Source organism: Thermovenabulum sp. (assembly GCF_049723235.1).
Lineage (GTDB): Bacteria > Bacillota > Thermosediminibacteria > Thermosediminibacterales > Thermosediminibacteraceae > Thermovenabulum.
In genome coordinates this window covers 13,138-26,333 of record NZ_JBNARB010000011.1, presented here as the reverse complement: position 1 = coordinate 26,333, position 13,196 = coordinate 13,138, and the positions used below count along the sequence as shown (strand labels likewise).

Sequence of the window (13,196 nt, the reverse complement as noted above, 5' to 3'; positions counted from 1 at the left end):
AAAAAATATATATTCATTTTTTCAGGTATTTATGATAAATTTTATCAACAAACATTAAAGAAAAATGTCGTTTTAAATTTAATAAAAAATAAAAAAGAGCGCATAATGCGCTCTTTTTTTATCTTTTTCTTCCCCGTCTTAAGAAGGCAGGAATTTCAAGATCACTTTCGTCAAAATTAATATTTATTATTTCCTCCTGCTTAGGAAGTTTTTCTTTTTGTTCAAATCCCGTGGCAATAACCGTTATCCTAATCTCATCCTGTAATTTTTCGTCGATTACCGCACCAAAAATAATATTAGCATCGGGATCAGCGGCTGCGGAAATAAATTCAGCAGCTTCATTTACTTCTAAAATGCCCAAATTACTGCTTCCCGTAATATTTAACAGTACTCCTTTAGCACCTTCAATTGAAGTCTCAAGTAAAGGACTTGATACAGCCTGCTTTGCAGCCTCCAAGGCTCTGTTCTCTCCGGTTCCCCGGCCAATACCCATATGGGCAAGACCCGTATCCATCATAATCGTCCTGACATCGGCAAAATCCAGATTTATCAACCCCGGAACAGCGATAAGGTCCGAAATACCCTGAACACCCTGTCTTAAAATATCATCGGCTATTCTAAAGGCTTCCAGTATAGATGTCTTTTTTTCTGCAATTGATAGCAGTCGGTCGTTCGGTATAGTAATGAGCGTATCAACGCATGCCTTTAAATTGTTTATTCCCATTTCAGCATGAGCCATTCTGCGCCTTCCTTCAAAAGTAAAGGGCTTTGTTACAACTCCTACGGTTAAAATTCCCATATTTTTGGAAATTTCAGCGACAATTGGTGCTGCTCCCGTGCCCGTTCCTCCCCCCATGCCTGCGGTAATAAATATCATGTCAGCTCCTTTAATTGCTTCTTCGATTTCTGCCTTACTCTCTTCTGCAGCTTTTCTACCGATATCGGGATTTGCGCCGGCACCGAGTCCTTTTGTCAATTTTTCTCCTATTTGTATTTTTTTGTCAGCCTTTGACAGATAAAGTGCCTGAGCATCGGTATTAATTGCTATAAATTCTACTCCTTTTAAACCGGCGTCAATCATCCTGTTTACGGCATTATTACCGCCACCACCAATCCCAATAACCTTTATATTTGCAAACTGCTGTAAAGGTACATCAAATTCTAGCACTTTATTACCCCCTTGAGCTGCTAAAAATATTCTCTTAAAAACCTTTTTGCCCTTTCTAAAAAAGAAACTCTTTGCTTTTGTTTTTCTATAATTTTCCTGTTAAAATTAATAGAAGAAATAACACTGCTCAAAAGCCCCAAACAAACGGTAAATGTTTGATCATAGCCGTACATTTCAGTTTTGCCGCCTCTTAGAGGCATACCTAATATTTTTTGTGCCAGGTCGATCGCACCTCTTATGGGAAGCAAACCGCTACCCGTTATTACTCCACCTGCAGCTAAATTAATCTTTTGATTATCAAATTCCAGTTCTCTTTTTATCAGGCTTATTATTTCATGAACCCTGGGTTCAATAATCGAAGCCAATTCTTTTTGGTTAATCCTTCTTGTAGAAACTTCTCCTATGCTTTGAATTTCAATTTCCTGCTTTTCAGAAGCCAAGCTTTCCTGGGCGCAGGCATATCGTCTTTTAATGATTTCGGCATAATTAAAAGGTAGCCTCAATCCAACAGCAATATCGTTTGTAATATAATCTCCTCCTACAGGCAATGTAGCGTACTTTACAATATCGTTTCCTTTAAAAACTGCTATTTCGGTAATTGTAGCTCCTACATCTATCAGAGCTACTCCCATTTCAATTTCATCCCAGGATAATAATATTTTTTTTACTGCAAAGGGTTTTAAATAAATATTATGGATTAAAATACCTGCTCTTTGAAAGCATTTCTGAATATTTTGCATAACGGTTATCGGAGCCGTTATAATATAAGAATCAACCTCAAGCCTTGTCCCAACCATCCCTACAGGGTCATTAATACCCTCACAACCATCAACTATAAATTCTCTCGGAATTACCTGAACCACATCCCTGTCGGGAGAAATTGCAAGAATTTTTGCAGCCTGTATAACCCTTTCTACATCCTGACCGGTAATTTCACTGGTACTTTTGGGTATTGCTACTACCCCTTTATTTCTTAAAATATCTACGTTCATCAAAGAGAGCCCTACCACAGCTTCTTCAATTTTAAGGTTGGCCATTGTTTCAGCTTGATTAACCGCATCGTTAATCGACCTGGTCAAACCTTCTATGTTAACCACATTGCCTTTTTTCAAATAGGAGGATGGAGAAATACCATATCCAAGAATATCAATATTCCCGGATTCATTTATTTCTGCAACTAAACAGCACACCTTGGAGCTTCCCAGATCAATTCCAGTTATTATTTCATTTCTTGCCAAGCCTTCACCTCCCCTTTTTTGGGTAAGGCATATTAAAATTATTCCACATTTATGCGTAATTTCCTTTTTTATAAAAAATTATTTTTGATTTTTTAAAAATTTGTTCAAAAAATCCCGACGAATAATAGCTAAATTCTGGAATATACGTACACCAAATACAAAAATAGCAGCCAAATATATTGGAATTCCAAGCCTATCTCCTATATAAGCCAGGAACCCGGCAAGTAAAGCATTTGTAAAGAAACCAGTTATAAATACGTATACATCAAAATTATTTTCACCTACAGCCTTTAATCCCCCAAAAACCGAATCCAATGCGGCAAGTACGGCGATAGAAACATACGGTGCATAATTAACGGGAATATATATGGGATAAACAAGTCCTATTATAATACCCAGTAATAATCCAATTAGAGGTAGAAGCACATTATTCACCCGCTTTCTCCGGAACAAAATATTTAAATTGGATTGGCCCTGTATATGCAGGCATGTAAATTTTTTCCTGTTTCTTGATGCTGACCTGTATTCCAAAAACCTGGAGGGATTCTATAATACCACCTCTCATTTTCATCGAACTCTCGAGATATTCAGGATCCCCAATCGCATCAATAGTGAAAGGCGGAGCCATCCTGATGGAATTAATAATAATTGTTGGCCCAACACACCTTATTTCAGTAGTGGCAATTATCCTCTGCCCATTAACCGATACCGCTTCTGCCCCTGCAGCGAACAACTCATTTACAACCTTTAATATATCTTCATCGTGGATTAAGAATAAATTGGGGTCTTCTCCGGGTTGTCTGGGAACATTACTATCATCTAAGGTGATCGTAATACCCGGTCCATAGCCCTCTACCAGACCCGCCACCATCCTCGCCCTTAAAAGTTCTTTTTTCATTGCTTCCGTAACACCGCTGATCTTTGATGCTGAATTTTCATATTCGGTGAGTCTATTTCTAAGCTCCTTCACTTCTCCCTGAAGTTTTTCTTTCTCATCCATTAAACTCTTCAGTTGTGCCGTAAGTTCCTGAACCCTTTGTAGCGAGGTAATGGCGCTACCGCTTTTTTCAGTGCTTCTAAATTGTGTAACGAGCATAAAACCCAATATAAAACATATAATTGCAATCATAATATTTGCTCTTAACTTTTCTCGCATTTAAACTTTTCCTCCTTAGTTCTAAAAAAGAAATTAATAGAAATTAATAGGGTCTAAAAACGGGAATATCTTGATTCAGGTCTATTTCTCCCCTACCCCTGCTGTTTTTTCTTATATCCTCTAAAATATTCGGCAAGTTTCTTAAATTATTTTGCTTTAACCTGTTTTGATTAAAACAAATTCTTATTCCATCTACAGTATAAATAAAAAAATTCGTGCCTTCATCGGCTTTTTCGGCATGAATTTCTACAATTTGATTCAGGATTGGTAAAATTCCTTTTAAAACTTCAAAAGTACTTGAAAATACTCCCTCTTCCTCCTGGAATATCGGTATTCTTCCTATTTCAGCCTGTTTTACCGTAATTCCTGTTATGATAGGCACCGAATAGTTTTTTATATCCGAATCGATCTTAATAACATTTCCCATAACATCTAAAAGAAGAAAATCAGAATTGAAAGGTAACGCCGCTGTAATATTTCTTTCTTTGATTTTTACCAAAACAGTATTTGGAAATTTAACTGATATCTTTGCCTCTTCTAAGGGAAGGGAATCTAATAAACTTTTTTCGATAATTCTTGGTCTAATAGTTAAAAGGTTTTTCTCTTTCAGGTAGGATAATTTTTCTTCAATAATTTCGGTTTTAATATTTTGATTTCCTGTAATTTCAATACTTTCTATTTTTAAATACAAATTCGAAACCCAGTAAATTAATGTAATTATACAAAAAAAGGCTATTATTCTCAATAGATTTTTCAGGTTACCCTTCTTTTTTTTACCTTTGTTAAAATCATTGTACCCCATAAAATAACTTGTCCTTCCTCCTTTTACAAAAAAGGGGCAATTTAATCTATTCTGGTAATCCTTGCTCCCAGGTTTTGCAGGTTTCTATCAAAGTTTTCGTAACCCCTTTCAATATGACTAACCCCTTCTACCACCGTAGTACCTTCGGCACACAATCCTGCAATCACTAAAGCTGCCCCTGCCCTTAAATCTTTTGCTTCCACCACGGCTCCCGTAAGTTTTTTTACACCTGTAATTATTGCCGTATTCCCGTTTATTTTTATATTGGCACCCATTCTCCTGAGTTCTTCTGCATGTTTAAATCTATTTTCAAATATCGTTTCAATAATCACTGAGGTACCTTCTGCAATTGATAAAAGAGACATCATTGGAGCCTGTAAATCAGTGGGAAATCCAGGATAAGGAAGTGTCCTTAAATTCTCCAAAGCCTTCAGAGGTCTTTCTGCCGACAATTCAATTCTATCATTATAAGAATTTATATTGCATCCCATCTCTCTCATTTTTGCCAGAAGGGGTTCTATATGTTCACTAATTACATTTTCTAATATTACGTGCCCCTTGGTCGCTGCACAGGCTATAAGATAAGTACCCGCCGCAATCCTGTCCGGTATAACACTATATTCATCAACAGGCTTTAAATCTTCTATTTTGCAGCCTGTAATCTTTATGGTATCCGTTCCTGCTCCTCTTATCTGGCAACCCATTCTATTCAGAAAATTCTGTAAATCAATTATTTCCGGTTCTTTTGCAGCATTCCTTATTATCGTCCTACCCTCGGCCAGGGCCGCTGCTATCATTAAATTTTCCGTTGCTCCAACGCTTGGAAAATCAAGGTGAATATCGTTTCCTTTTAATTTTCCTGCTTCAGCAGTAATAAAACCGTAACCTTCTTTAATTTCTACCCCCAGGGCAGCAAGGCCTTTAAGATGAAGATCTATAGGCCTTGGCCCTATTTCACATCCTCCCGGGTATGACACTCTCACCCTCCCAAATTTAGCAAGTAAGGGACCCATCAATATTATGGAAGAACGCATTTTCCTCATAAGAATTTCCGGAACTTCCCATTTGTCTACATTTGAAGTGTCCACCATAACTCCATCATCTATTCTTAAAACTTTTGCACCAAGTATTCTTAAAATACTCATCATTACCGAAATATCTATGATATCCGGCATATTTTTTATTACATTTTTATTGGAGTTCAATATTGTAGCGGCAAGTATTGGTAAGCTGGCATTCTTTGAACCCTGAACTTTTAATTTGCCCTCCAATCTATTGCCCCCGTTTATAAGAAATGCCCCCACTATTTTCACCTCCGCATTTTAGCGGAATTAAATTTTATCCCACATCACGCATAGCTAGTTCAAGGGATTTTAATAGTTCATAGGAAACTTTGTTTATATCTCCTGCACCAATTGTAATTACTAAATCACCGGGAACCAATTTGTTTATAAGAAAATCAATCACATCTTCTTTTTCTTCAATATACTTTACATTTACATTATTCTTTTTTAAGGCATCCACAATTAGGTGTGATGACACCATAGGAATTGGTTCTTCTCCCGCACTGTAAAGTTTGGTGACAATCACCTCATCAGCATCAAAAAAAGCGGTTCCAAATTCATCTGCCAATAATTTGGTTCTCGTATACCTGTGAGGTTGAAAAACAGCATATATCCTTCTTGGATTTAAAAGTCTCGCCGTTTTTAATACCACCTTAATTTCAGTGGGATGATGAGCATAATCATCAAAAATTTTTATACCGTTAACTTCACCGATGCTTTGAAATCTTCTTTGAGCTCCTTTAAAAGTTTTTAGAGCTGAAGCTATATCTTTAATATTTATTCCCAGCTGGTGCCCTACCCCCACAGCTGCTGTGGCATTATATACATTATGAATTCCCGGAACATTAAGTTCAATATCTCCTAAATATTTTCCCTTATAATATACACCAAAAATTGAAGAAATCCCCTTTAATACAATGTCCTTGGGCATATAATCGGCATTGTACTTCATTCCATATGTGAATATTTTCTTTTTTATGCCGGGTAATATATCCCTTACGTTGTCATTATCCACGCATAAAAAAGCAAAACCATCTTCTTTGACGTTCTCAATAAAATTTATAAATGCCTTCTTCATATTTTCCATATTTTTGTAATAATCTAAATGGTCATTTTCGATATTTGTAACAACTGCCACATAAGGCCTTAATTTTAAAAATGAACCATCGCTCTCGTCTGCTTCAGCCACCAGAAATTCCCCTTTTCCTAAGATTGCATTCCCACCTATGTCATTTAATTCTCCCCCAATGAGCACGGTGGGTTGATACCCATTTTTTTCTAAAATTAAAGAAATCATGGAAGTAGTAGTTGTTTTTCCATGAGCTCCAGAGATAGCTATTCCTTTTTTTTGTTTCATTAATAAGCTTAAAATGTCTGCTCTGTGAAGTATTGTTATATTTTGCTTTTGTGCTTCCATGTATTCAGGATTGCTTTGGGGGATTGCAGATGACACTACTACGAGATCTGCCCCTTTTACATTTTGTGAGTCATGCCCTATAAACACCTTTGCCCCCTGATTTTGAAGTTTATTCAGTATTTCCGAATATTTAATATCCGAACCCGAGACCTCGTAACCCATCTCCAAAAGAATTTTAGCTATTGCGCTCATACCGGAACCACCGATTCCTATGAAATGAATATGTCTAAAATTGCCGATCAACACCCTTCTCTCCTTCCGAAACTCAATGTAAAGCATTAAAAATTCTATATTTATTATAATATGCCTTCAAATTGCTCCATGTTACATATACTAACACAAAATGCCATAACTCTGTATGGGAAAATTTACTTATTTTTTGTAGAGAAGTCCTATCGCAATCTCCACAATTTTATTTAATGCATCCGGCTTTCCCAGTTCTTTACTGGCCTGTGCCATTTTTTTATATCTATTTTTATCGCCAAGAATTTCCTTTATATACCTGTATAAAATTTCACCATTCAAAAACCTTTCTTCAATTACCAATGCAGCATTGTTTTTTTCTAAATACCTTGCATTGAAATCCTGGTGGTTATCCGCAGCAGAAGGTAAGGGTATAAGGATTGAGGGCTTTCCACACACCGTTATTTCCGAAATTGTTATAGCTCCCGCTCTGGAAACCACCAAATCTGCGCAGGCCAAAGCATCTTGCATATTATAAAGATAGGGTTTTATTTTAATGTGTCCAAACCTATCCCAATTTATTCCTCTTATTTCCAACTCTTTTAGAAATACATCGTAATTATTTTTCCCCGTAATGTGAAGTAATTGAAACTCTATTTTATCCTTTATTTTTACTATCAGGTCCATTATTGCTTCATTTATTTTTTTTGCACCCTGACTTCCACCAAAAGAGAGTACTAACGGAATATTGCTGTTTATATTCAAAATTTCCGAAGCAGTTCTCTTATCCGCATAAATTATCTCCGGTCTCACGGGATTACCTGTTAAAACGCATTTCCCCGATGGAAAGTATTTTACCGACTCAGCAAAACTGATAGCTATCTTGTCCACAAACTTACCGAGTATCCTATTAGTTATACCGGGTTTTACATTTTGTTCATGAATCAAAGTGGGTATTCCCATAAGGGCAGCAAAAAAAACAACGGGTCCGGCAACATAACCGCCCGTACCTATTACCAGATCAGGCTTTTCCCTTCTCAAAATCCTTATGGCATCAAAACCTCCTAAAACCATTTCTTTTAATGTAACAAGAGTATCTATAGAAATCCTTCTTTTAAATCCTTTTACCCTTATTTTTTCCAATCTAAAACCAGCCATAGGTACGAGTTCTTTTTCCATTCCTCTTTCGGTACCTACAAAAACCGCTTCGATATCTTCCAATTTGCTCATAAGCCCTTTTGCAATAGCTATTGAAGGATATATATGTCCTCCCGTTCCGCCTCCCGCAAAGAGAACCTTTTTTCTCATTGTGTTTAAGCCTCCGTAAATCTTGAAATATTTAATATTATCCCCGCTTCAATAAGGGTCATTACTAAGGAAGAGCCACCGTAACTTATAAAAGGTAACGGCATACCCGTAACGGGTAAAGATGCTGTTACAACAGCTACATGAATCAAAAATTGAATAGCTATCTGGCATATTATACCGGTAGCAAGAAATTTCCCAAAGGCATCAGGAGAGTTTATGGCTATTTTAAAACCTCTCCAGATTAAAATTGCGAAAACTATTATTACAAATACAGCACCTATGAAACCCAGTTCTTCTCCTATTATAGCAAAAATGAAGTCCGTTTGGGGCTCGGGTAAATAGAAAAATTTTTGTCTACTGTGGCCTAAACCTACGCCTAAAAGTCCTCCCGAACTTAAAGCAAACAATGATTGGACTATATGATATCCCTTTCCCCTGACATCTTCCCATGGATTTAAAAATGATGTTAACCTTCTTACCCTGTACTCTTTGCCGTATGCCAGCTTTATTGCAACCGCTGCTCCTATTACCATTAAAGATAATATATGGGTAAACCTCATTCCGGCTACAAATAGAAGCATCATGGTTAATACTGCAATTACTACGGTCGCTGAGAGGTGGGGTTCGATAAGCACCAGCGCACAAGTAGTAGCCATAATGATTAAAACAGGCAAAACACCTTTAAAAAAGTTTTCAATAGTGTCCATCCGTTTTTCTAAATAACTGGAAAAATATATAATCAATGCCAGTTTGGCTACTTCGGAGGGCTGTATAGAAAAAAAGCCCACACCGATCCACCTTCTGGCTTCATTAATTTTAACTCCAATACCCGGAATCAAAACTAAAATCAGCAAAAGGTAATTTAACAAAAGTAGAGGAAATGCTATCTTTTTGATTTTCCTGTAATCAAAATTTAAAAAATACACCATTGCTATTACACCGAATAAAGACCAGAGTAATTGCTTCTTTAAGAAATATAAGCTATCTTTGTATTGATAATAAGCCCAGGCACTGCTGGAACTAAATACCATTACTATTCCAAAACACAGAAGGATAAGTACGCACATTAAAAAAGTAAAATCAGGAGGCCTTTTGTATTTCATATCTATACCTCCTTATACCCTTTCTCTTAAAGAATAAACCGCTTCCTTAAAAACCTTTCCCCTCTCTTCAAAATTTAAGAACATATCCCAGCTGGCGCATGCAGGAGATAGCAATACCGTATCCCCGGGAGATGCTGAATTTTTAGCCATCTCCACAGCTTCTTTTAAAGTAGATGCCTTTTCAATTTGGTAAAACCCTTCCTCCCTGGCGGCCTTTTCTATTTTATCCGCCGTCTGACCAATCAATATTGCTTTTTTTACTTTCCCCGAAAAAGCTTTAACAAAGGGTTTAAAATCAGCATTTTTGTCGTATCCTCCTGCAATAAGAATAATGGGATCTTCAATGGCCTCTAAAGCTTTTAACGCAGCATCCGGATTCGTCCCCTTTGAATCATTAATGAATTTTACCCCGTCTATGGTGTCGACGTACTCCAAACGATGTTCTACTCCTTTGAAATCTCTTAAAGATTCAGCCATTGTATTAAGATTTGTTCTTGCCGCCCAGCATGCCGCTACTGACGCCAAAGCGTTTTCTAAATTATGAGAGCCTTTTATCCCTACTTCTTTTGCCTTTAAAATGGGTAAAATTTCCTGGTTTTCCTTTATAACAATAACTCCATTTTTCACAAAAACTCCCTGACTTAATTCTTCTTTTCTGCTAAAATAAATAATCTTGCTTTTAGCATATTTGGATAATGAAAATACAATTGGATCATCATAATTTAATACTAAATAATCTTCTTCGGTTTGATTCTCAAAGATTCTTGCTTTTGCCCTTATGTAGTTGTCAAAGGTTTTATGGTAATTTAAGTGATCTTCTGTAATATTTAAAATCACTGCAATATGAGGTCTAAAGCTTATAATATTTTCCAGTTGAAAACTGCTAACTTCCAGGACAAGGAAATCTTTAATCCCTTTTTTATCCGCTTCCTGAATAAAAGGTATTCCAATGTTGCCTGCTACAGAAATATTTTTGCCATCATTTTTTAGTATTTCTCCTATTAACGTGGTAGTTGTAGTCTTACCATTTGTTCCGGTTACCGCAATAATAGGCGCTTTGTTAAACATATATCCCAGTTCCAGTTCACTTATTACGGGTATGTTTTTCCCCCTCGCCTTTTGAAAAAGTTCAATATCCAGCGGAACTCCGGGGCTTGCCACGATAAAATCCACATCATCTAAAAGGCTCAACGGATGATGCCCAAGGATAAATTTTATTTCTTTACCTTCAAATTTTTTAATAACTTCTTTCAGTTCTTCTTCTTTTTTTATGTCCGTTGCAGTTACTTTTGCCCCCATTTTTAATAATTCTTCACAGGCTGCCGTACCGCTCCTGGCTAATCCTACTACCAGAACCTTCTTATCCTTTACATCCATAAATAGTCCCCCCAAAATTTTTAAAACGACAGGTTAAATATATAATACCCAATTGAACAGGACAGTAATGCAATGGCCCAAAAAAACAAAACTACTTTTATTTCACTCAGTCCGCACAATTCAAAATGGTGATGAAGAGGAGCCATTTTGAATATTCTCTTCCCCGTTGCCCTGAAGTAAAGGACCTGAATAATTACCGAAAGGGTTTCCATTACCAGTATAAAACCAAAAAACAAAAGATAAAACTGCGTTTTTGTTGAAATTGCTAAAAAGGCTAAAGCTCCTCCAAACCCCAAAGAACCCGTATCTCCCATAAATACCTTTGCAGGGTAATGATTATAGAGTAAAAAGCCCAGGGCCGCCCCGCTAATTGAAGCTGAATAAAATGATATCTCATGGGAACCGAAATACAGTCCTATTAAAGTGTAAAAAAAGCTTATAATTAACATAATGCCGGAAACGAGACCGTCCAAACCGTCGGTTAAATTTACACTGTTGACAACTCCCAAAACAATAAATAAATTAAAGGGTATGTAGAATAATCCCAAATCTACCGGTTTATTTAAAAAAGGGAATAAAACCCTGGAATCACCCGGAAATATATAATATGCATAAAGGGTGATTATTACTGAAAGTAGCAATTGCATCAAAATTTTTTGGCTGGCTCTCAATCCCAAAGATCTTTTTTTTACTACCTTGATATAATCATCCAAAAATCCTATTAATCCAAAGCCAGCAGCAGCTATTACCGCAAGCAAAGAATTTTTATTTATTCCTGAAAAAATAATCGTTGCAATTATTATTGCCGGGATTATCATTATTCCTCCCATTGTCGGAGTTCCCATTTTTTTTAAATGTCTTTTGGGTCCATCCTGCCTTACCGTTTGCCCGAATTTCAGATAAGTAAGCGCGGGGATTACAAAATTACCGGCAACTGCAACAATTGTAAAGGCTGTAGCTGCAGCAAAAAAAAGGTAGATCATTTTAAAACCTCCTGATTAGCATATTTACTATGTCTTCGAATTTCATCGCTCTGGACGCCTTTACCAGAATGATATCTATATCCTTTAACAAATCGAGAATTTTTTCTTCTTCAATATCTTTTTTATTGTTAAAGTAATATACTTTCTCCCGGGATAATCCATTTTTTATAGCTCCCTCCGCAATATTCTTTGCTCTTTCCCCTACAGCAATAAGTTTATCCACCTTCGCTGCTACAAAGGCTCCTACTTCTAAATGGGCATCTGTCGAAATATCCCCCAGTTCCAGCATATCTCCTAAAACGGCTGCTTTAGTTTTACGCGTTCCTACTTTTTCAAGTACTTCTAAGGCAGCTTTCATTGAATCAGGGCTGGCATTATAGCAGTCATCGATGATAACTTTCCCCGTATTCGTCTTTTTAAATTCCAATCGTCTCTTTGTGCTTGAAACCCTTGAAAGCCCTTCCTGAATCCTTTCTGCCTCCAGCCCGATTATAAAACCTGCAGTGATGGCAGCAATGGCATTATACACATTGTGCAATCCTAAAAGAGGTATTTTAAATAAATGATTTCCAAAAATGCCTTCTATTTCAAATTCCATTCCCCCGTCTTCCAAGAAACGAGGGTTTTTCCCTTTCACTTCTCCTTTTTCCACACCAAAATAAATTACTTTTTTAGGAATATGACCTTTTTTAGCATATAATTCCGGGCTATCTGCATTTAATATCAATACCCCGTCATCTTTTAAAAATTCTACAACTTCCAGCTTTGCTTTAGCTATGTTTTCCTTTGACCCTAATTTTTCTATATGTGACACTCCAATGTTGGTAATAATCGCTATTTCTGGTTCCACAATAGATGACATCCTTCGGATTTCTCCTAAACCGCTCATCCCCATCTCCAAAACACCAAAATCATGGTGGGCTTCCAGATTAAATAAGGTTAGAGGAAGCCCAATCTCATTATTAAAATTTCCTTCATTTTTTATTACTTTGTATTTTGTGGATAAAATAGAAGCGGTAAGTTCCTTTGTAGTAGTTTTGCCCACACTTCCAGTGATGGCTATAAAAGGTACTGGAAATTGCTTTCGATAGTAACCTGCCAAATCAAGAAGAGCAATTTTACTGTCTTTTACTAATACAATTGGAAATTCTTTTTCGGCAAGATCTTTAACTTTATCCCTTGATTCTTCTTCGCATAAACTTGCTGCCGCACCTTTATCAAATGCCTCTTTTATAAAATCATGACCATCATGGTTTTCTCCTCTAATCGGTATAAATAAATCTCCTTTGTTTATCGTTCTGCTATCTATTGAAACGCCGGTAATCGTTCTTTTATAATTTTTAAAAATATTACCTTTAACCGCATTAACTACTTCTAATAAATCTAAAACTTTCACT

At 36.5% G+C, this 13,196-nt stretch carries 12 protein-coding genes; all 12 read right to left on the bottom strand.

The window, feature by feature from the left end; translation table 11 throughout:
- Positions 1-118: 118 nt before the first annotated feature.
- The 12 genes from ftsZ to ACPLOV_RS06880 all read right to left on the bottom strand — a co-directional run bounded on the left by ftsZ (position 119) and on the right by ACPLOV_RS06880 (position 13,195).
- Positions 119-1,168 carry a cell division protein FtsZ gene (gene ftsZ / locus ACPLOV_RS06935; RefSeq protein WP_068748082.1) on the bottom strand — a complete coding sequence of 350 codons (1,050 nt, stop codon included), beginning with the start codon at positions 1,166-1,168 and terminating at the stop codon, positions 119-121.
- Positions 1,169-1,188: 20 nt separating this feature from the next.
- On the bottom strand, positions 1,189-2,406 hold the full coding sequence (ftsA, locus tag ACPLOV_RS06930) for a cell division protein FtsA (protein ID WP_424910883.1): 1,218 nt from the start codon (positions 2,404-2,406) through the stop codon (positions 1,189-1,191).
- 78 nt (positions 2,407-2,484) lie between these two features.
- On the bottom strand, positions 2,485-2,832 hold the full coding sequence (locus tag ACPLOV_RS06925; RefSeq protein WP_068748202.1) for a DUF1290 domain-containing protein: 348 nt from the start codon (positions 2,830-2,832) through the stop codon (positions 2,485-2,487).
- Between the two features lies 1 nt (position 2,833).
- Positions 2,834-3,562, bottom strand: coding sequence for a DUF881 domain-containing protein (locus ACPLOV_RS06920; RefSeq protein ID WP_424909390.1), 729 nt, complete (start codon positions 3,560-3,562; stop codon positions 2,834-2,836).
- Between the two features lie 43 nt (positions 3,563-3,605).
- Positions 3,606-4,364, bottom strand: coding sequence for a cell division protein FtsQ/DivIB (locus ACPLOV_RS06915; protein WP_424909391.1), 759 nt, complete (start codon positions 4,362-4,364; stop codon positions 3,606-3,608).
- Positions 4,365-4,405: 41 nt separating this feature from the next.
- Entirely contained in the window at positions 4,406-5,668 is a 1,263-nt protein-coding gene (gene murA, locus ACPLOV_RS06910; RefSeq protein WP_424909392.1) for a UDP-N-acetylglucosamine 1-carboxyvinyltransferase, read from the bottom strand.
- Positions 5,669-5,702: 34 nt separating this feature from the next.
- The gene (gene murC, locus ACPLOV_RS06905; RefSeq protein ID WP_424910882.1) at positions 5,703-7,088 is read right to left on the bottom strand and encodes a UDP-N-acetylmuramate--L-alanine ligase; all 1,386 of its coding nucleotides are present in this window, start codon (positions 7,086-7,088) and stop codon (positions 5,703-5,705) included.
- Between the two features lie 129 nt (positions 7,089-7,217).
- Entirely contained in the window at positions 7,218-8,336 is a 1,119-nt protein-coding gene (gene murG / locus ACPLOV_RS06900) for an undecaprenyldiphospho-muramoylpentapeptide beta-N-acetylglucosaminyltransferase (RefSeq protein ID WP_424910881.1), read from the bottom strand.
- Positions 8,337-8,341: 5 nt separating this feature from the next.
- Positions 8,342-9,439 (bottom strand): stage V sporulation protein E, encoded by a 1,098-nt coding sequence (spoVE, locus tag ACPLOV_RS06895; protein WP_424910880.1) that lies wholly within the window; start codon positions 9,437-9,439, stop codon positions 8,342-8,344.
- 12 nt (positions 9,440-9,451) lie between these two features.
- Positions 9,452-10,816, bottom strand: coding sequence for a UDP-N-acetylmuramoyl-L-alanine--D-glutamate ligase (murD, locus tag ACPLOV_RS06890; RefSeq protein WP_424910879.1), 1,365 nt, complete (start codon positions 10,814-10,816; stop codon positions 9,452-9,454).
- A gap of 20 nt (positions 10,817-10,836) precedes the next feature.
- On the bottom strand, positions 10,837-11,799 hold the full coding sequence (mraY, locus tag ACPLOV_RS06885) for a phospho-N-acetylmuramoyl-pentapeptide-transferase (RefSeq protein WP_424909397.1): 963 nt from the start codon (positions 11,797-11,799) through the stop codon (positions 10,837-10,839).
- Position 11,800: 1 nt separating this feature from the next.
- The gene (locus ACPLOV_RS06880) at positions 11,801-13,195 is read right to left on the bottom strand and encodes a UDP-N-acetylmuramoyl-tripeptide--D-alanyl-D-alanine ligase (RefSeq protein WP_424910878.1); all 1,395 of its coding nucleotides are present in this window, start codon (positions 13,193-13,195) and stop codon (positions 11,801-11,803) included.
- Between the last annotated feature and the right edge of the window lies 1 nt (position 13,196).